The sequence below is a fragment of the Arthrobacter sp. LAPM80 genome (genome assembly GCF_046736435.1).
In the GTDB taxonomy this organism is placed as follows: domain Bacteria; phylum Actinomycetota; class Actinomycetes; order Actinomycetales; family Micrococcaceae; genus Specibacter.
Genome location: NZ_JBCHVD010000001.1, coordinates 182023 through 201796 on the forward strand (window position 1 = coordinate 182023; position 19774 = coordinate 201796).

19 protein-coding genes and 1 other RNA gene are annotated in these 19774 nt (G+C 62.8%); 16 read left to right on the forward strand and 4 right to left on the reverse strand.

Annotation, left to right across the window (positions count from 1 at the left end; translation table 11 throughout):
• Window positions 1–355: 355 nt before the first annotated feature.
• The 9 genes from AAGW05_RS00765 (at window position 356) to prfB (ending at window position 7744) form a co-directional block, all read left to right on the forward strand.
• A complete protein-coding gene (locus tag AAGW05_RS00765) occupies window positions 356–1612 on the forward strand; it encodes a CAP domain-containing protein (protein ID WP_411802555.1) in 1257 nt (418 codons plus the stop codon).
• Window positions 1613–1838: 226 nt separating this feature from the next.
• Window positions 1839–3062, forward strand: coding sequence for a CpaF family protein (locus tag AAGW05_RS00770; protein WP_411802556.1), 1224 nt, complete (start codon window positions 1839–1841; stop codon window positions 3060–3062).
• Window positions 3062–3916, forward strand: coding sequence for a type II secretion system F family protein (locus AAGW05_RS00775; protein ID WP_411802557.1), 855 nt, complete (start codon window positions 3062–3064; stop codon window positions 3914–3916). The genes AAGW05_RS00770 and AAGW05_RS00775 overlap by 1 nt, the downstream gene beginning before the upstream one ends.
• Entirely contained in the window at window positions 3913–4851 is a 939-nt protein-coding gene (locus AAGW05_RS00780; protein WP_411802558.1) for a type II secretion system F family protein, read from the forward strand. The genes AAGW05_RS00775 and AAGW05_RS00780 overlap by 4 nt, the downstream gene beginning before the upstream one ends.
• A gap of 100 nt (window positions 4852–4951) precedes the next feature.
• Complete coding sequence (locus AAGW05_RS00785) at window positions 4952–5188, forward strand: hypothetical protein (protein WP_411802841.1); 237 nt, start codon at window positions 4952–4954, stop codon at window positions 5186–5188.
• Between the two features lie 62 nt (window positions 5189–5250).
• Window positions 5251–5595 carry a TadE family protein gene (locus AAGW05_RS00790; protein WP_411802559.1) on the forward strand — a complete coding sequence of 115 codons (345 nt, stop codon included), beginning with the start codon at window positions 5251–5253 and terminating at the stop codon, window positions 5593–5595.
• Entirely contained in the window at window positions 5576–6070 is a 495-nt protein-coding gene (locus AAGW05_RS00795; RefSeq protein ID WP_411802560.1) for a hypothetical protein, read from the forward strand. The genes AAGW05_RS00790 and AAGW05_RS00795 overlap by 20 nt, the downstream gene beginning before the upstream one ends.
• Window positions 6067–6579 carry a pilus assembly protein TadG-related protein gene (locus AAGW05_RS00800; protein WP_411802561.1) on the forward strand — a complete coding sequence of 171 codons (513 nt, stop codon included), beginning with the start codon at window positions 6067–6069 and terminating at the stop codon, window positions 6577–6579. Before AAGW05_RS00795 ends, AAGW05_RS00800 begins: the two co-directional genes overlap by 4 nt.
• Window positions 6580–6625: 46 nt before the next feature.
• Window positions 6626–7744 (forward strand): peptide chain release factor 2, encoded by a 1119-nt coding sequence (gene prfB / locus AAGW05_RS00805; protein ID WP_411802562.1) that lies wholly within the window; start codon window positions 6626–6628, stop codon window positions 7742–7744.
• A gap of 148 nt (window positions 7745–7892) precedes the next feature.
• Here prfB and AAGW05_RS00810 read toward each other — a convergent pair whose 3' ends face one another.
• Entirely contained in the window at window positions 7893–8861 is a 969-nt protein-coding gene (locus AAGW05_RS00810; protein ID WP_411802563.1) for a hypothetical protein, read from the reverse strand.
• A gap of 511 nt (window positions 8862–9372) precedes the next feature.
• On the opposite strand from AAGW05_RS00810, the gene ftsE reads away from it, so the two are divergent.
• The 7 genes from ftsE (at window position 9373) to ssrA (ending at window position 16156) form a co-directional block, all read left to right on the forward strand.
• Window positions 9373–10296: a cell division ATP-binding protein FtsE gene (gene ftsE / locus AAGW05_RS00815; RefSeq protein WP_411802564.1), complete on the forward strand. Its 924-nt coding sequence runs from the start codon at window positions 9373–9375 to the stop codon at window positions 10294–10296.
• On the forward strand, window positions 10293–11207 hold the full coding sequence (gene ftsX / locus AAGW05_RS00820) for a permease-like cell division protein FtsX (RefSeq protein WP_411802565.1): 915 nt from the start codon (window positions 10293–10295) through the stop codon (window positions 11205–11207). The genes ftsE and ftsX overlap by 4 nt, the downstream gene beginning before the upstream one ends.
• Before the next feature lie 121 nt (window positions 11208–11328).
• Entirely contained in the window at window positions 11329–12801 is a 1473-nt protein-coding gene (locus AAGW05_RS00825; RefSeq protein WP_411802566.1) for a peptidoglycan DD-metalloendopeptidase family protein, read from the forward strand.
• 170 nt (window positions 12802–12971) lie between these two features.
• Complete coding sequence (smpB, locus tag AAGW05_RS00830) at window positions 12972–13445, forward strand: SsrA-binding protein SmpB (protein WP_411802568.1); 474 nt, start codon at window positions 12972–12974, stop codon at window positions 13443–13445.
• Complete coding sequence (locus AAGW05_RS00835; protein WP_411802569.1) at window positions 13446–14327, forward strand: cytochrome c oxidase assembly protein; 882 nt, start codon at window positions 13446–13448, stop codon at window positions 14325–14327.
• 5 nt (window positions 14328–14332) lie between these two features.
• Complete coding sequence (locus AAGW05_RS00840; protein WP_411802842.1) at window positions 14333–15679, forward strand: glycoside hydrolase family 3 N-terminal domain-containing protein; 1347 nt, start codon at window positions 14333–14335, stop codon at window positions 15677–15679.
• A gap of 110 nt (window positions 15680–15789) precedes the next feature.
• Window positions 15790–16156: a transfer-messenger RNA gene (gene ssrA / locus AAGW05_RS00845) on the forward strand.
• 117 nt (window positions 16157–16273) lie between these two features.
• Here ssrA and AAGW05_RS00850 read toward each other — a convergent pair.
• The 3 genes from AAGW05_RS00850 to AAGW05_RS00860 all read right to left on the reverse strand — a co-directional run bounded on the left by AAGW05_RS00850 (window position 16274) and on the right by AAGW05_RS00860 (window position 19736).
• The gene (locus tag AAGW05_RS00850; protein ID WP_411802570.1) at window positions 16274–17671 is read right to left on the reverse strand and encodes an L-serine ammonia-lyase; all 1398 of its coding nucleotides are present in this window, start codon (window positions 17669–17671) and stop codon (window positions 16274–16276) included.
• Window positions 17672–18294: 623 nt separating this feature from the next.
• On the reverse strand, window positions 18295–19005 hold the full coding sequence (locus AAGW05_RS00855) for a hypothetical protein (RefSeq protein WP_411802571.1): 711 nt from the start codon (window positions 19003–19005) through the stop codon (window positions 18295–18297).
• Window positions 19002–19736 (reverse strand): hypothetical protein, encoded by a 735-nt coding sequence (locus AAGW05_RS00860; protein ID WP_411802572.1) that lies wholly within the window; start codon window positions 19734–19736, stop codon window positions 19002–19004. Before AAGW05_RS00860 ends, AAGW05_RS00855 begins: the two co-directional genes overlap by 4 nt.
• Window positions 19737–19774: the final 38 nt, after the last annotated feature.

The following is a 19774-nucleotide window of genomic DNA, read 5'->3' on the forward strand; positions in this document are numbered from 1 at the left end:
ATGAGGTAGCTCTCTTGGCTCTGTCCAAGTTTTTCATTAAAGTGAGGCACTCTCCATGCGAAAGCTTCTAGGGTGCCTTGTGGCACTCTCTCTCAGCGGGATACTGCTGACTCCAGTTGCGGCTACCGCCGCTCCTGCGACGCCGACCCCGGCTACCGCCGCTCCTGCGACGCCGACCCCGGCTACCGCCGCTCCTGCGACGCCGACCCCGGCTACCGCCGCTCCTGCGACGCCGCCAGCCAAGGCAATTCCGACAGAAACTGCGCCAATTGCCGACTTTCCTGTTCCTCCGGCAACCTCAAATCCAGCGGATCCCCTCGCGTCGGAGACGGCGGAGGTAGCTCCAGTGCCGCCCGTGCTGGGCCCCCCAGCTACCGGTGAAGCCATTCCGGATCCCGCTGCCTCTAATGGGCAGCTCGCTGTCCCGTTTGCGGTTGCCGTGAGCGATCCCTACTTGGCCCAGGTCCTGGACTTGGCAAATAAAGTTCGAGCCTCTAACGGCGCCGGTCCCCTGGCATTGAGCGCAACGATTGCCACGGGATCCCAGCAGTGGGCGGCCATCCTTAACACTCGGATCAACAATGACACAGTGGACATGAACAAGCTCCACAGGACCGATGCTGGACTTTCAATCCTCCCTTCGGGCGCAGATATGTACTCGGAGATCATTGGCATCAACACCACGCCCGCGCAGATCATTGATTGGTGGATGAATTCCCCCGCCCACCGTGCGGCCTTGCTTGACAAGCGGGCAACAACCGTAGGGATGGGGCAGGTCACAACGACCAAGGCCGGTTGGTATGGGATGAAGGTTGTTGTCGCCAACTTGGCCGGATACCCAGGAGCGCGCCCCGGCCAGCCGCAACCGGCGCCGGTGCCTGTAGCTAAAAACGGCGATGTGGCCGCCGTGGACCCCGCCGGAAGTCTGTTTGTCTATGATTCTGCTCGTGGCGGTGACCTCTGGCAGCGGAGGTACATCTCCGGAGGATGGGCAGGCGCACAACAGTTTGATGTGGTGGACTTCAACGCCGACGGCAACCAGGACATTGTTGCAGTATGGGCTGACGGACGTCTCACCGTTAGCTACGGACAATCAGACGGGACCTTGAGCGCACCGGTGACTATTGGTACATCGTGGGGACCCTACGAAATCGCCGTCACGAAGTGGAGCAGCAGCACTAAATTCCCTGGTGTAGTGGCCAAAGATAGCCTCACCGGGGAGCTGTTCTACTATCCTGCTGTCACGGGCAGTGGATTGGGTGCCAGAACGAGAATTGGTACTTCCTGGGGCCCCATGACCTTTGTATCCGTAGATGTAAACGGCGACGGGCTGATCGACATTGCGGCTCGCGACGCTGCAGGGGATTTTTATCTCTACCCCGGTATTGGCAATGGTGCGGTCTCGCTCGGGCCCCGCACTAGGATCGGCACCAGCTGGGACAGCATGAGTCATATATCTGGTATCGAGAACCATCTTGGCAATAATGCTGGAGGCATCCTGGCCCGCGACAAGGCAGGGAACTTGTTCCACTACCCCGTAGTCAATGGTGGCATCGGCGCACGGAAGCAAATTGGTTCGGGAGGCTGGCAGACGCTCCGACTGGGAAGCTAGTCGACACTTGACGGCCTCGGTGCGGCGGCCCGGCTACTGTGACTGGCCGATCTGAAAGTGGAAGGCCCGGCCTCGTGGCTGGGCCTTCCACTGCGCCAGCGGGAGCAATCTGTATTCAAGGAGTTATCCACAGAACCTAGACTCGTACTGGCGCGCCACCACGCACCAGGTCTAGGCTCCTGAACACAGGGTTTGGACACACCGCAAAGGGGCGGACGTGGTTTGAGTGGATGCGCTGGCAATAGTTGAGGATGAGGTACGCGAACTCATCCGCCGCAAGGGTCTTGATCCACTGCGGCAGGGTCCGGAAGTGCGCGAGCTGGTTGCCGCCGCCGTCAACGACTATGGCGAGCGCTCCCTCATCGGGGCGGTGCCGTCGCTGGCCCACGGTGATGACGTCAAGGCGCAGGTGTTCAACGCCGTCGCCGGTTTCGGTGCACTGCAGCCCTTCCTTGATGACCCCGACATTGAGGAAATCTGGCTCAATGCCCCGGACCAGGTGTTTGTGGCCCGGACCGGCGAGTCGGAGCTGACGGGGGTTGTCTTCACCGAGGAACAGGTGCGGGACCTGGTGGAGCGCATGCTGAAAAGCTCCGGGCGCCGCCTGGATCTCTCGTCGCCCTTTGTCGATGCCGCCTTGCCCGACGGCAGCCGCCTGCACGTTGTCATCCCTGACATCACCCGGAACCACTGGGCCGTGAACATCCGCAAATTCACCGCCCGTGCCAGCCGCCTCGACCACCTGGTGGAGCTGGGCTCGCTGACCCCGCAGGCCGCCAGGTTCCTCGGGGCTGCCGTCAGCAGCGGCCTGAACATTCTGGTTTCGGGGGCCACCCAGGCGGGCAAGACCACCATGCTCAACTGCCTGGCCGCCGGCATCGGCTCACGCGAGCGTGTCGTCACCGTTGAAGAGATTTTCGAGCTGAAGCTTCCCCTGCGTGATGTGGTTGGGCTGCAATGCCGCCAACCCAACCTCGAGGGTGCCGGGGAAATTCCGTTGCGGCGCCTCGTCAAGGAAGCACTGCGCATGCGTCCTGACCGGCTCATCGTCGGAGAGGTCCGCGAAGCCGAAAGCCTTGACATGTTGATAGCTCTCAACAGCGGGCTTCCCGGGATGGCGTCAGTCCACGCAAATTCGGCCCATGATGCCGTCGTCAAGATTTGTACACTCCCGCTTCTGGCCGGGGAGAACATCACCGCTGCCTTCGTCGTGCCGACGGTGGCGGCCTGCATCGACCTGGTGGTGCACTGCGTCAGGGCACCGAACGGGCGGCGCAGCGTGGGTGAAATCCTTGCCCTGGGGCGCCGGGTCGAAAACGGCATCATCGAGTCCGGACTTGTCTTCAGCACAGTCGAGGGACGGCTGGAAGCCTCCGAAACCGCCATGCCGGCCCCCGAAAAGTTTGCCGCCGCCGGCTACAACGTCGCAGCTCTCATGGGGGACCCCTGATGTCCGCGGTGGTGGGGCTTCTGGCTGGCATGGGACTGTTCCTGATCTGGAATGCGTGCTGGAGCACTCCCGCCCGAAGGCCCCCTGACGTTCGGCGCAGCAGGCTGGAGAAGCTCCTCCAGCAGGCGGGCGTCCCCCAGATAACCCCCGCATCCCTTGTCCTCAGCGCCGTGGGGCTGGCCCTGTTCGTCGCACTGTTCGCCCTGGCCCTCACCCGGGCCCCGGCCATAGCCCTCTGCTTTGGCCTGTTCAGCGGGTATGTCCCCTTTGCGCTTTTGAACATGCGGGCACGACGCCGGAGGGCCGTGATGCGCGAACTCTGGCCCGACGTCGTGGACCACTTGCGCTCGGCAATCAGGGCGGGCCTGTCTCTGCCCGAGGCGTTGGTCCAGCTTGGCAGCAAAGGGCCCGTCCAGCTGCGGGAGGACTTTAAGGCGTTCGGCGCCGACTATAGGGCAACAGGCCACTTTGAAGGGGCTCTTCAGACGCTCAAGGCCACGTTGGCGGACCCCGTGGCCGACAGGATCATTGAGGCCCTGCGCCTGACACGTGACGTTGGTGGATCCGATCTGGGCAAGCTGCTGGGCACGCTCTCGGAATTCCTGCGCGACCACGCCCGCACCCGCAGCGAACTTGAGGCACGGCAGTCCTGGACGGTGAACGCCGCACGGCTGGCAGTGGCGGCCCCGTGGATCGTCCTGATGCTCATGTCCACAAGGCCCGAGGCCATCGGGGCCTACAACTCGCCTGCAGGCGGGGCTGTTCTGGGTGGCGGACTGCTGATATCGGTTGCGTGTTACCGGGTCATGCTGCGCATCGGTGCACTGCCGGACGAACAACGGGTACTGCAATGAATGCCGGGCTGGCCGCCGTCGTCTGTGTCGGGGTGCTCCTTGGCGCGGGCCTGTGGCTGACCTTCGTCAGGCTCCCGGTCATGCGCAAGCCCAGCTTTGCCCAGCGCGTGGAACCCCAACTTCGATCGGTGGCCAGCAGATCAAGGCTTCTGGCCGCCGAGGAAACTTCCCCCTTGTTCGGTCCGTTGGAACGGATCTTCCGGCTTGTCCTCTCCGACGCCGTCCACCGCCTGGACCGCTTCAACATCAGCGTCCACGGACTCGGTGCCCGGCTGGAACAGGCAGGGCGAACGGAAACCGCCCTTGAGTTCAAGGCCATCCAGTTTCTGTGTGCCGGTGCGGGGCTCATGGTCGGGGCGTTGTTCTCCCTCCTGCTCCTGTGGCGCGGCAGCATCAACATCATGGGCGCCATGGCACTGACCCTCGGCCCCATGCTGTGCGGCTACCTCATGTACGACTCCTTGCTCGGGGCCCGCATCAAGAAACGCCAGGCGCGCATGCTGGCCGAGTTCCCTGCACTGGCAGAACTCATGGCATTGGCTGTCGGCGCGGGGGAGAGCGCTTCAAGCGCACTCGAGCGGGTCGCCCGGTCATCAAACGGGGTGCTCTCAGCGGAGTTTGGTGCTGTCCTGGCTCAGACCCGCACGGGAATGCCCCTGATTGAGGCCCTGAATGAATTTTCGGCGCGCGTGAACGTCGCCGCGCTCTCACGCTTTGTCGACGGCATCAGTGTTGCCGTGAACAGGGGAACGCCGCTTGCCGAGGTGCTCCGCGCCCAGGCCCAGGATGTACGGGACGTCGCCAAGCGCGAGCTCATGGAATCCGCCGGACGCAAGGAAATAGCGATGATGGTCCCGCTGATTTTCGGCGTCCTTCCACTCACAGTCGTCTTCGCCGTGTTCCCAGGCCTTGCCCTGCTGCAGCTGGGGTTCTAAGTGGACACAGCCGGGAACAAACGAAATGAACCACCACAGGAGTTCGCGCATCACCACACGGAGGGAAATCACCATGCACGTCATGCACAAACTAGCGGGGATGGCAGTGGCACTGCAGATTGCCGGCAGCCAGTGGCTCAGGAGCCTGGGGACAGCAACCGGCAGACGGTTTCCGGCACTGATGCTGCGTCCGGCAACAGACAGGAACCGTGGGGACGTACCGGGCTGGGTTCTGATCACCTTGATGAGTGCCGTGCTGGTCGCCGGCCTGCTCGCCATCGCAGGGCCCGCCCTGGAAAAGCTGTTCAACCAGGCCATGGAACAAGTCCAGCCATAGCGGGAACCCCGGTTGGAAGGGATCGGGGCAGCCGCCGCCTCAGGGAGGCGGGTGCCGCAGTCGTGGACTTCGTCCTGGTCGGAGCGCTTGTCACAGTGATCTTTGTGGCCCTGATCCAGTTGGCCCTCGCCCTGCACGTCCGCAACACTGTGGCGGATGCCGCATCATCCGCCGCCAGGTACGGGGCGCTGGGGGACAGGACCGCTGCCGACGCCCGGGAGCGGGCAACCATGCTCGTGGGCACGGCGCTCGGTCCAAACTACGTCCAGGACGTCTCGGTCACCGTGGAGACACGGAATGGGCTGAACGTGCTTCGTGTTTCGATCACGGCACCCCTGCCAGTGCTGGGCTTGTTCGGTCCGGCCCGGTCCCTGGAGATGACGGGCCATGCTGTCATCGCCAAATGAGGTGCCACAGAAACCGGGGGAGCAACTGCAGGACAGCCCTGACCGCAACTGCGGGCCAGTGCCGGGCGGCGAGGCCGGCAGTGCCATCGTGGAGTTCATCTTCCTTGCCGTGCTGCTGATGATTCCGGTCGCGTATCTGATCCTGACCGTTGGACAGGTCCAGGGCGGTGCCTATGCGGTGGTAGGTGCCGCCGACCAGGCCGCCAAGGTGTTCGTCCTGCACAACGACCTGCCCGCTTCCCAGCTTGCGGCCGAGCAGGCCGTGCAGCTGGCCATCGAGGACATGGGCTTTGACGCATCGAACGCCGAACTGACCATCAGCTGCGACGGCGGCTGCCTCACTGCCGGCAGCACTGTCAGGGCCCACGTGCGGCTGCGGGTGGAATTGCCGATGGTTGGCGCCGTGCCCGGCATTCACGCCACGGCGGCGACAGTCGAATCCACCGCCACCCAAAAGGTCGGACGGTTCAAATGACAGAAACCACGCGGATGCGGCGGGGCGCTCCGAAACCGGGGCAGGGCAGCGGCGGGCCCGGAACCAGCGGCGGGCCCGGAACCAAGGAGGGTGGCCACGTCATGGTGCTGCTGATCGGCTATGTCCTGCTGGCACTGTTGCTCGTCACCGTCGTTGCGGCAGCCGGAAGCCTGTATCTCGGCCACAAAAAGCTGCTCTCTATCGCCGACAGTGCTGCGCTCGCAGCCGCTGACACCTTCGAACTTAGCGGAGGCAGCGCCGACGGTGATCCGGGAACCCTGCTCACGAACCACGGTGTCCTTGCCGCAACCCAAAACTTCCTTGCGGGCATGGAGTCGTCTGAGGGGCTGGACAGCATTGTCCTTGACGCGGACACGGGGGCCCAGGACGGGAGGACTGCGCAGGTGGGGCTGACCGCCGTCGTGCATCCGATGTTCATCAACTTTCTGGTGCCGGCGGGCATCACCATCACCGTGACCGCAACGGCCCGGGCCCACCTGGTGTTGTGAATCGGATGCCCCACCAACGCCCGCGCATGCCGTAGGCTTGATGATCATGGCTGAGATCGACTTTCCCGCAGAGATCCGCGCGCTGCGCGCAACCTACACCTCCATTGAGCAAGTCTCGGAGGTGGAGAAACTCATTGAGGACATTGAGGATTTGTCCGACCAGGCGGGCTCTCCCAATCTGTGGGACGACCCCGCCGCCGCGCAGAAGGTCACCTCAAAGCTCAGCCACGCACAGTCGAAACTTGAGAAGCTGCGCAGCCTTGAAGCCCGCATCGATGACCTTGAGGTCCTCGTGGAGCTGGCCCAGGACGAGGGCGACGCCGATTCCCTCGCCGAGGCGGCCAAGGACCTCGCGGGGTTGCAGAAGTCGCTCGAGGACCTGGAAATCGTGACGCTGCTGGCCGGTGAATACGACGAGCGCGAGGCCGTCATCACCATCCGCTCCGGCGCCGGCGGCGTGGATGCCGCTGACTTCGCCCAGATGTTGCTGCGCATGTACTTGCGCTGGGCCGAGCGCCACGGCTACCCCACGGCAGTTCTTGACACTAGCTATGCCGAAGAGGCCGGGCTGAAGTCGGCCACCTTCGAGGTCAAGGCCCCCTACGCCTTCGGCACCCTGAGCGTTGAAGCCGGCACACACCGACTGGTCCGCATCAGCCCCTTCGACAACCAGGGCCGCCGCCAGACCTCCTTTGCCGCCGTCGAGGTCATCCCGCTCATCGAGTCGACCGACAGCATCGAAATCCCCGACAACGACATCCGCGTCGACGTGTTCCGTTCATCGGGGCCCGGAGGCCAGTCGGTGAACACGACCGACTCCGCCGTACGCCTGACCCACCTCCCCACGGGCACCGTGGTGTCCATGCAGAACGAGAAGTCGCAGATCCAAAACCGTGCAGCCGCCATGCGCGTGCTCCAGTCCCGCCTGCTGCTTCTGAAGAAGGCTGAGGAAGACGCCACGAAGAAGGCCATGGCGGGCGACGTCAAGGCCTCGTGGGGCGACCAGATGCGTTCCTACGTGCTGAACCCGTACCAAATGGTCAAGGATCTGCGCACCGAACACGAAGTGGGCAATGCCGCCGCGGTGCTCGACGGTGAGATCGATGACTTCATTGACGCCGGCATCCGTTGGCGTGCCGACAACCGCAACGCCGAGAAGCAGTAGCCGCCTGTTTCGCCGAAAACGGTCCCAAACCGCCAAAAACCCTTTAGGATTCGTCGTTTTGGCGGGTTGGGTGCGTCTTGGCGGAGGCGGCCGGGATTTCACGCGGCTTGGGCCAGTTCTCGGCAGCGAGGGAGGCTGCTGCGGGGTTCTAGGCTGCTGCGGGCCAGGACGGGGCGCGGTAGGCGGCCAGAATTCGCCGTTTCACTTCTCGCGGGTTGGCGAGATCCGCCCATTCAAGGCGCACGAACCGCCAACCCAGTTCCTGGAGCCGCCTTTCACGTTTTCGCTCCTCCAGGATGACGTCGGCCGTTCGTTGGTAATTGAAGTACTTGATGTCGCCATCAAATTCAACGATCATCTTCTGCTTCTCCCACACAAAGTCTGGCCGGTAGAGTCTGTTGCCCGCATGAAGTTCCCATTGCGGGACAGGTTGGTCGATGTCCATCTCGGCAATGATCAGGCGGGTTCGACTTTCCCCGGGTGATTCAGACCGCCCATCTAAGGATCGCAGTACCCGCCTGGCCCTGCGTACACCACGGCGGCCGGGGGCGGCATTGACCATCGCCCAGATGACCTCCAAGCGGGCACCACACCGGAGGGCATGATCGCCAACTATGACAGCCTGCGCGTATCCGCCCGTCCGGGCGCAGTCGAACACCGTACGCTCCAATGTGGTAACTGTGACGACATGTCCGTCGTGCAGGGTAAGCGACGTGGTCTCGTTGCCAGCGAGTTGTTCGTGGTGGGCCGCCACATCCTTGGGCCCGCCATTTCCTGAACTGGCCGACGGAACCGTCACATGGACCAGGGGGCCACAGTTCCAGACGAACAAGCTGTGCAGCCGTGCCGCGCTGAAATAGGAGTAGACGGGGTCCCCCGGTGCCGTTGCCAAATGTGCCTGCAGCCGAATCTTTTCCCGGTCCCATGGCTTGAGCTGCTGCCATGTCGCTGTCCGCACGTAGGCGCCCCTGCGCAGCCGCACCACAAGACCACACTGCACGGCTGTCGCGAGTGCGCGTTCGCCAAAGCCGGCATCTGCCAGTTGGGACGAGATCGCAACGGCCGTCCAGGCAGGCCATGCCCTAGCCAATCGTTGTTCCAAGACTCTGGATTCCATGGCTCGAGTCTGCCTGTGGGCCCGGGCCAGCTCAAGGCGATTTCTGCCAATCGTGGATATCTGTGGATAACGGACCACTCCACGCGCATAAACCACGTAGCTGAGCTGAAGCAGCAACCGTCTGCAGCGGCGACTGCACCGCCCGGACGCCATGCCTGCCGTCTCTTGGCGCGCGACGGGGCCCGGGTTGCGGCGTCAGTTTCACGCTAACGGGTCCAACCCGCCAAACACCCGAGACGATTCGTCGTTTTGGCGGGTTGTGCCAGTCTTCGGCGTGGGAGGCGAGCAGTGTCCGGGCAGACGGGGCGGCCGCACCAGCAATCCGGCCGCACCAGCAATCCGGCCGCAAAACCCCGGATTCACAGGATCATGAACCCTCGACACACCGGGGCGGAACCTGCATTCGCCGCACTCGACCTCTATAGTCGTTAAGCTGGCGGTTTCTTCCCCCAAGCCTCTGCCCGGCCGTCAGCATGCCAGCACCTTTCGCTGGACGGGCAATGAAAAAGTCATGATTCGTTTTGAAAATGTGAGCATTGCTTACGATCGCAAGTCCAAGCCTGCGCTCGATGACGTATCCCTGGATGTGCAGCGCGGCGAGTTCGTGTTCCTTGTGGGATCCTCGGGTTCCGGCAAGTCAACACTGTTGCGCCTGGTGCTGCGCGAATACAAGACCCCGCACGGGCAGATCTATGTCGCAGGCCAGAACGTGGCCAACGTGCCCAGCTGGCGCGTGCCCAAGTTCCGCCGCGGCATCGGTGTTGTCTTCCAGGACTTCAGGCTCATTCAGACCAAGACGGTTTTCGCCAACGTCGCCTACGCCATGCAGGTGCTGGGCAAGTCCCGCGCCGCCATCCGCACCGAAGTGCCGCGTGTGCTCGAACTCGTCGGGCTCGAGGACAAGGGCCATCGCAAGCCCACCGAACTTTCCGGCGGTGAGCAGCAGCGCGTGGCCATTGCCCGCGCCATCGTGAACCAGCCGGGCATCCTCCTCGCCGATGAGCCCACAGGAAACCTTGACCCGGTCACCAGCGCCGGCATCATGGCCATTCTGGACAAGATCAACCAAAACGGCACCACGGTTGTCATGGCCACCCACGACGAGGAAATCGTCAACACCATGCGCAAGCGCGTCATCGAGCTGCGCCACGGAAAAGTCATGCGCGATGAGCCCATGGCCCAGTACACCTCCATGATTCCCATCGTGGCGGCGGCAGGCGGGGGATCCGCCGTCGTTTCTTCAGAGCAGCACGACGCCGAACCACAGACCCGCCGCCAGCGTGCGGTCAGTGCGGCTGCGGCAAGCGACGCAGCCGCCACGGAGGAGGCCATGCCGCCACGGCTGGAGCGCAGGAGGGGGCCCGCGGACAACGACGGGATGCCCGTCAACCAGGGCACTGACGGCTCGAAGAACATGAATGAGGACCAAAAGTGAGACTTGCTTTCATCATGAGCGAGTTGGGCAGCGGCCTGCGCCGCAACCTGACGATGGTCATTTCGGTAATCCTGGTGACGTTCGTGTCACTGACCTTTGTAGGCGCGGCCGGGCTGCTGCAGATGCAGATCGGCCAGCTCAAGGGCTTTTGGTATGACAAGGTTCAGGTCACCGTATACCTGTGCAACGACGTTCCTGCCAACTCCAACTGTGTGGCGGGTCCGGTGACTGCCGACCAGAAGAAGGTCATCGAGGGCATGCTTGAATCGCCAGCCGTCAAGCCGTACATCGAGACGTGGTCCTTCGAATCCCAGAAAGAGGCGCTGTCCCACTTCCAGGAACAGTTCGCGAACTCCCCGATGGTTGATTCCGTTGAGGCAGCAAACCTCCCGTCCTCGTTCCGCATCAAGCTGACGGACCCGGAAAAGTACCAGATCATCAATGAGACGTTCTCGGCCACCCCCGGCGTCGATTCCGTGGTTGACCAGCGCAAGGTGCTTGAAAAGCTGTTCTCCTGGATGAACATCGCCACCTACGTGGCCATCGGTGTCGCGGGGCTGATGATTGTCTGCGCGGCCTTGCTGATCGCCACCACCATCAGGCTCTCCGCGCAGTCGCGCACCAGGGAAATTGAAATCATGCGCCTGGTGGGCGCCTCCAGGACGGTGATCCAGCTGCCCTTTGTGCTCGAAGGTGTCATTGCGGCAACCATCGGCGCGCTGTTGGCATCGGCTGCGGTGTTCTCGATCGTGCAGTTCTTCATGGGCGGGTACCTGGCGGATGCAAATTCCGGCACGCCGTTCATCTCCACAACTGACGCGTTCAAGATCTACCCTGTGCTGATCCTGCTTGGCATCGTATTGGCCGGGGTTTCATCGGCGGTCTCCCTGCGCAAAAACCTGAAAGTGTAAGATAAGTGGGGGCACTGTTACACATGCGTCTGATGTGACTGGTGTAAATAACGTGATTTAAGTGCGCATCGAACGTGATTTGGGCCTGCATCGAACGGCAATACTGAAGGAGCTACACGGCATGAATTCGAAATCAAGCGGGGGAATTGGATCAGTGGAATCCGCCCTACTTGGCCGCAGCATGCCCGTCCCCGGATCACCGCGCCCCAGGGCGCGGCGTCTCACGGCCGCCGTGACCGCACTACTTGCGCTCGGTCTGCTTGGCCTGGTGCCCCCTGCACAGGCAGACGATCTCAACGACAAGGCAGCAGCCCTTCAGCAGAAGGCCAACGATGTTGAAACGTCTCTGGAATTCGTTGATGCCGGCATTGCGAAGTCGGCCGCCGACCTCGTCACCTATCAGGGCCAGCTGCCGGGCGCGCAAGCCGCGCTCATGGATGCGCAGAACCGCGTCAGTGCCGCCACCGGTAAAGTTGACTCGCTCGCTGCGCGGATCGACCTGGCGCAGCAGAGCAAGGACAAGCTCACCGCCCAGATTGCCACCGACGCCAAAAAGGCCGGCGAAACGAAGGCCATGATTGGTCAGATTGCCGCCCAGTCCTACAAGGCAGGCGGGCTGCCAGTGAACCTCACCCTCATTTTGGGGGCGGGATCCACCGGCGACCTTGCCAATTCCATTGACCTGGCGGAGCAGGCCCTGCGCAGCCAGACAGCGGCACTTGAGGCATTGACGGTGCAAAAGGCCACCAACCAGAACGCCGCCGCGCGCCTGGTTGCCGTTGAGGCCGAAATCAAGGATCTGAAGAAGCAGGCAGAGGCTGCGCTTGCCGCGGAGCAGGTTGCCCGCGACCAGGCCGCCGCGCAGAAGGCAACCGTCGACAAGCTCATCAGCGATTCGGCAGCACTGAATGCCAAGCTGGAGGCTGAAAAACCCCGGATCCAGGCGCAGATAAAGCAGGTCAAGGCGCAGCAGGACTCTGTTGCCGCCCAGATCGCCGAGATGCAGCGCAAGGAACGCGAGGCCGCCGCCGCAGCAGCGAAGGCCGAGGCCGAACGCCTGGCCCGCGAACAGGCCGCCGCGAACAACAACGGTGGCGGAGGCGGTGGGGGCGGCGGCTACGTGCCCCCTCCCTACGTTCCCCCGGCAACCGGCAACATCTCCGCCTTCGGCCTGCAGCATCCCTTTGCTGCCAACATCCCGATCACCTCACCGTTTGTACGCAACCGTCCGGTCCCCCCGGGAACGGCCGACTTCAACGGCACAGGCTTCTACGACCACACAGGCATTGACTTTGGGGCCCCCTGCGGGACCCCCATCTACGCGCCGGCCGACGGCACTGTGACACTTGCAGGCCAGACGACCGTTGTGTGGGGCGGCGGAAACGTTCTGTGGATCAGCCATGGTGTCATCCAGGGCAACGCCCTGATGACTGTTTTCTACCACAACTCATCCGTGCTCGTCTCTGCGGGACAGAGCGTCAAGCGCGGCCAGCTGGTGGCGTACTCGGGCAACACAGGAAACTCAACAGGGTGCCACGCCCACTTTGAAACCTGGCTCAACGGCACCCCCGTTGACCCCATGCTGCTGCTCTAGGCAGTACCACGCAGCACGCCCAGTGCGGGAGTCGCCCGCCGGTGTCGGCAGCTGTTGCTAAACTGGGCTCTGACGTAGCTGGCCGGCCAGTCCGCCGGCCGGCAACGGATGAAGTGCACGGACCTTGGCCACTTGGTGGCTGCGGCATCAACATACGTAAGGAGTCAGCTGTGCCTAAGGAAAGTGGCCTGAAGGTAGTGGCCACCAATCGCAAGGCCCGGCATGATTACCACATCATGGACACCTTCGAGGCCGGATTGGTCTTGATGGGCACCGAGGTGAAGTCGCTGCGCGAAGGGCGGGCCTCCCTTGTTGACGGCTTTGCCACGTTCTACAACGACGAGCTGTGGCTGGAATCCGTTTACATCCCGGAATACCTCAACGGCAGCTGGACCAACCACACTGCACGGCGCCGGCGCAAGCTCCTGCTGCACCGCGAGGAGTTGGAGAAGATCGAGCGCAAGACCCGCGAATCGGGTTTCACGATCGTCCCACTGCAGCTGTATTTCAAGGACAGCCGCGCCAAGGTTGAGATTGCCATCGCCCGCGGCAAGAAGGACTACGACAAGCGCCAGTCACTGCGTGAAAAGCAGGACAACCGCGAGGCACTCCGCGTCATGCGCGAGAAGAATCGCGGCGAGTAGATGCCACCGATCGGTGTATTTTGGAGCACGTGGAGTCTTGACCCCTGGGCCCTGGCGTTGCTCCTGTGCGCCGCGGTCCTGTATTCATGGGGCCTTGTCCGTGCCGCAAAGGCCGGCATCAAATGGCCGGTGTGGCGCGCGGCGGCATTCTTCGGGTTGGGACTGGGGCTGTATGCGGTCGTCAGTTTTGGTTTCCTTGGCACCTGGTCCGCGGAGCTTCGCTGGGCGTTTTCCATACGTATCGCCGTCCTGCTTTTTGTGGTTCCTGCGGGGCTGGCCCTTGGCCTGCCCGTCGGCCTGGCCCGCGTGGCGATCAGGCCCGGACGCCTGCGCAGCAGCCTGGCCGCCGTTGCAAGGCGCCCCATGCAGATATTTTCAAACAGTGCCATCGCTCCCGTCGTCGGGCTGCTGGTGCTCTCAATGATGCTCACACCGCTGGCCGGGATCACCCGCCTGCACCCTGTCGCGTCGGGCCTGCTCGGCATCGCCATCCCCCTCCTGGGCCTGCTGATGGTCATTCCCCTCGTGGAGGAAAAGACCCGGGTCAGCACGGCCCTGATCATGGTGCAGTTCGTGTTTGCCTTCATCGAACTGCTGGCAGATGCCATGCCGGGCCTGGTCATGCGGCTGAGCCCGGGCATCCTTGACGGTGCGGCAGCCATGTCCGGGGCAACACCTGCATGGTTCCCCACAGCATTGTCTGACCAGCAGCTCGGCGGGGACTTTCTGTGGTTCATTGCCGAGATCATGGACCTGCCGGTGCTGATCCTGCTCTTCATGCGCTTTGCCAAGTCGGACAAGGGCGAACGCAAGATCCTTGACGAACTTACCGACGAGCAAATGGATGAGCTGAACGCGGCGCACCTGAACATGAGGAAGTGACAACCATGGCATGGACGGCGAAACGCTGGTGGGCCCTTGGGGCCGCGGCCGCCATCCTTGCCGTAGCGCTGGTGGTGGCCTTCCTTGCCTTCTCACCCGCCACTAACGAACCGGTTGCATCGCCTTCCTCCCCGCCTGCGGCAACGAGCGCCGCCACGTCCCCGTCCCCAAGCACGTCCCCGTCCCCAAGCGCGACGCCTTCCCGAAGCACGTCCCCTTCCCGAAGCACGTCCCCTTCCCCAAGCACGACGGCGGGACCGCTTCCCAGCGCAACCCCGGCACCGACGTCGTCCGCTGCGGGAGGGGGAGTGGCGGCACAAAAATTGGCGGCCATGACGCTGGAGCAAAGGGTTGGCCAAGTGCTCATGGTGTCCTCGCCTGTGACGGGGGCCGACGCCAACTCCCTTTACGCCCTTGACATCCTGTACGTGGGAAATATCTTCATGAAGGGCCGCAGTACGGCCGGCACAGCGGGAATCGGCGCCGTGGTGGGCGGAATTGTCTCCCACGTGTCGGGCTCGCGCACGCAGGGGGTCAGGCCGTTTGTCTCGACCGACCAGGAGGGCGGCTTTGTGCAGATCATGCAGGGGCCGGGCTTTTCAGCGATGCCTCAAGCCATTGAACAGGGCCAGTTGGCCGCGCCTGACCTTCAATCCGACGCCACCACCTGGGGCCGGCAGCTGGCGTCGGTGGGCGTGAACGTCACCCTTGCGCCCGTCATGGACACCGTTCCCAGTGCGGCTTTCGCGCCCCAGAACCCGCCCATCGGCGCCTTTGGCCGGGAGTACGGATACACTCCGGCCGATGTCTCAAGCCACGGCCTCGCCTTTGCCAAGGGCATGATGGCTGCAGGAGTGGAACCGACGGTGAAGCATTTTCCCGGCCTGGGGCGGGTGAGCGGCAATACGGATGTGACTGCCGGGGTCACCGATGACATCACCGTCCGCAACGACCCCTTCATCCAGCCGTTTCGTGACGCCGTGAATGCGGGCGTGCCGTGGCTGATGATCTCCAACGCGTACTATCCCAAGATTGATGCCATCAACCTTGCACCGTTCTCGTCGGTGATCGTGCACGACATGGTGCGCGGGGACCTCGGTTTCAAGGGCATCATCGTCAGCGACGACATTTGCGACGCCGTGCAGGTCTCCGCAGTGCCGGTCGCCCAACGTGGTGTGGACTTCCTCCAGGCCGGCGGCACCATGGCGCTGTGTACCGAGCAGGCGCTTCTGCCGCAGATGTACGACGGCATGGTGGCCGCCGCCAGGTCCGATCCCGCCTTTGCCAGGCAGGTGGACGCCGCCGCACTGCACGTGCTGCAGGCCAAGGCCGAAAACGGACTGATCGACTAGGCTGGCCTGCCTGCGGAATGCCTGGAATATTTTGCCGCCAAGATGCGCTAGCATGGATACACCACATCTGGTTCCTTTGGGGAGCCGGGCGTGGCCTTGAAAAAACAATAGGGGATGATCGGTTTCGACGGTGTTTGTCGAGACAGGTGAAGCGGGTCGAGGATACAGGGTTATCTCGTTAACGATCTCTGTAAAACAATAAGTGCTGAATCAAATCGCACTGACTTCGCTCTTGCTGCCTAAGCAGTAAGACAGTCCGTCAGCCCGGGAATGCTCTCGTCCCGGATCCTGGCGTCATCTAGAGGGCCACTGCTCTAAGTTCTTGTTGTAGGCGCTTAGGGGACTCTTATACAACTGGGCCTGGCAGCTACTTGTTTGCGAGATAGCTGGGGCCGAGAAAAACCGCTGCAAACTGCACCCGGAGAAGCCCTGACAACACAACATCGGACGGGAGTTCAATTCTCCCCATCTCCACATCCCTATTGGGACCGGCCCCCGCCATCGCGGCGGGGGCCGGTCCTTTTTTGTGCAGTGGAGGGGCCTACGCCCGCGAAGGATCCACCTGGGCTTGCGAAGGAAGGGAGCAGGCGGGGATCAGCACTCCACAACGTTCACGGCAAGCCCGCCCATGGCTGTTTCCTTGTACTTTGAGTTCATGTCCCGGCCGGTTTCGCGCATCGTGATGATGACCTCGTCCAGGGATACCCGGTGCTGGCCGTCGCCCCACAATGCCATTTTGGCGGCATTGATGGCCTTCGCGGCAGCAATGGCGTTGCGTTCAATGCACGGAATCTGCACCAGCCCGCCAATGGGGTCGCATGTCAGACCCAGGTTGTGTTCCATGGCGATCTCGGCGGCGTTCTCCACCTGTTCGGGGGTGCCGCCCATGACCTCGGCCAATCCGGCGGCCGCCATGGACGACGCCGAACCCACCTCGCCCTGGCACCCCACCTCCGCGCCGGAAATGGACGCCTGTTCCTTGTACAGCACGCCCACGGCTGCCGACGCCAGCAGGAACTTGGCGACGACGTCGTCCTTTTCCTCCTGCGTGGCTGTCGCCATTCCGTCGGTGTAGTGGGTGGCGTAGAACATGACAGCGGGGATGATTCCCGCCGCTCCGTTGGTGGGTGCCGTGACGACTCGCCCGCCGGATGCATTTTCCTCATTGACGGCCAGGGCTACAAGGTTGACCCACTCCTGCCAGAACTTGGGATCGCGGTTGGGATCTTCCGCCCGCAGCCGGGCGTGCCAGTCCGGCGCCCGGCGCCGGACCTTCAGCCCGCCGGGCAGCAGGCCCGTCCTGTTCAGGCTGGAATTCTTGCACTCCTCCATGACATCGGACAGATGCAGCAGCCCGCTGCGGATATCCTCGGCACTGCGTGAGACCAACTCGTTGGCCAGCATGACGCCGCTGAAGTTCTGCCCCGACGCGGAACAGTGGGCCAGAAGTTCGGCCGCCGTCCTGAAGGGGTAGGGGAGAAGCGCCTTGGAGCTTTCAAGCTGCGCGGCGGCGCTGTCAATTTCACCCTCCCGCACGATGAATCCGCCACCCACAGAGAAGTACGTTGCCACATGGAATTCGATTCCTGCGGCATCGGCGACAGTGAACTTCATGCCGTTGGTGTGCCGGTCAAGAATGGTCAGTGGATGCAAGATGATGTCGTCCGCGCCGTAGGGAAGTTTCACCTGCCCGGCGAGCAAGAGGGGATCTCCCGCGGCAAAGGCATCAAGCCGTGACTCGACCTCGGCGGGGAGGATAAGTTCCGGCTCCCGTCCCTCAAGCCCCAACAGCACGGCGGTCATGGTCCCATGCCCCCGGCCTGTGGCCGCGAGAGAACCATAAAGGTCCACCCGGATCGAGGCGACCCTGTCCAGCTCATTGGCCACGCCGATTTCGCGCACGAACGCAGCAGCGGCACGCATGGGGCCCACCGTATGGGAACTGGAGGGCCCGATGCCCACTGAAAACAAGTCAAAGACTCCGACGCTCATGGCTGGGGCTTTCTTGATGTAGGACGCACTCATTGTGTGAAGTGCCTGCCCGGCAATTCTATCGTCAGGTACTTTGCCTCGGGGCGGCACAGCCTGTGCTTATGGAGACGCTTACCACAATGCGCCTTGTTGGGAGTGAATCCCGGGGTGAATTTCCGGCAGAAAGCGGAGATTGGCGGCGTTGGGTTGAGTCCTGTCGCCAAGGATGAAAATAGGGCGTATCACTTGGCGAACCTTCCGGCCCTCAAGGATGGTGACTCCTGCACGGACTGTGCTACATCGATGGGTCTGCTTGATCATGATCAGCACGATCGAACCCTGGACTTCGGTTTCGTTCTGCTGAAGGTCTCAGTGGGGGACTACATCCGGGTTGATACAAACCGCGGCGGCCTGCAGTGAGTGGCTGAGACGGGTACTGAATCCTCCGGCGCGTCCGGCTTTTTCGGATCGAGCCGAGCTACAGGGGAAAAAATTGAGTGGTAGGTCGGTTTCGCAACCGGCCCACCACTCACCCCCAAAGTTTTGTGCATTGCATCAGACAAACTTTGTTCACACATTCATTAGTATGTCAGAGGCTAATGAAAAAGTGTACTTCTTGCCCCGATGGCGGGGAATAAGTCCGGCTACACCCTAGTCGTCCCCTGAATCGGGTGGCGAATAAAGGAAAGCCACACGAGCGAAAGTCCTGCAGCGACGAACAGGATCGAGCCGAATGAAGCCGCATGGGTAGCGGTCCCGGTCGGAAGCGACAGGGCCTGTAGGGGCACTGTGAGGCAGACAAGGAAAAATCCCGCGGACAAGCAGGCGGCCGCAGCCCTGTCCATGAAGGACCTGTTAGACAACACTGCAGCCCTGGCCGTTGGCAGGACAAGGACGGCAGCTGCATAGGCCGTGTAGCTCCTGCCGATCCACATATAGACAGCAACGCTCGGCTGGTCGCCAAATTCAGCCAACCCCGTGCTTGAACCCTGCAACTCGGAAAGGAAGTAGGTGATCCAGATGCCCAGCGAACTCGCAACGAGCACGAGAAGGCCCACAGGGCCGCGGACGAAGTGGTAGGCGAGGGGGGATTTGTACGCTGCGGCCACCTTCCCGGCCAGCAGGAAAAACACCGCAAACAAGCTCAGCCGCAGCATGACATTTGCCAGGTTGGCGCCGCCAAGGAACCCATCGACTGGCAGGTAAATGGCGGGGATGCTCAGCGCCACGCTGACGGAGGCCATGGCGAAGGCCCAGAACAAGCCTCGATTGCGACCCTTTAGCATGGCGGGTAGGCGCCAGGCCGTACAGACGGCACAAGCAGCCAATGCCACCCATTGAAGTACCATTGTCATCCCAAGTGCTCCCAAACGCTTTGTACAGCGGCAGTGTCGTCTTCAGTTCGTCGCAGTATGCGGCCAAGATTTTCAAGTCTCTGGGCCGCCAGCATGACAAGCACGCTGTTGGTCGCGGTACTCAGGCTTTCTTCCCTAGCATCTTCCACCCAGCCGGCTTCGGCGGGGGACAGGAATCCGGTAGCCACCAGGCCGTTGGTCAATCCCACTCCGGCAATCCGGGCGGTCTGGAGCGCGAGTTCCGCCGATAGCCTGTTGGCGCTGATTTGGGCAGACAAATTCTGCGGGGCGATGGCGGCCTGGCGGGCCACCCTTTGCCGCAGGTCGGCGGTGTCCACAGCGTCGAACCACGCGCGGACGGAGGACTGGTGGGGGACGGCGCCCAACTGAACCTGCACGGGCTCAACCTTGTTTTCTGCGGCGGCATGGCGATTCAGAATTTCCTGCAGGAGGTCCGAATCGGAAATTTGGCTCAGCAGTTCCGCCTGGGTCGGCGGCTTGATTCCCGTTGCCAGATCGTTGAACGTTGGGAAAACCGCCAGGGTGGCAACGACAGGAATGTCCAGTGAACGGCTGACGGCCGCAACCGTCGCCACCGACACCCGCCCGCGCACCAACTGCTGAGCAAGCGTTGACCGCTTAATGCCCGCGGCACGGCACACGGCGGCGTGGCTGGTGGTGCCGGCAACGCCTGTCAGCCATTGCTGGAAGAGTTTCGCCGGGACTGTCATGGCGTGCCTGCCTCGCGGCACGGTCCATCCGGGAGGGC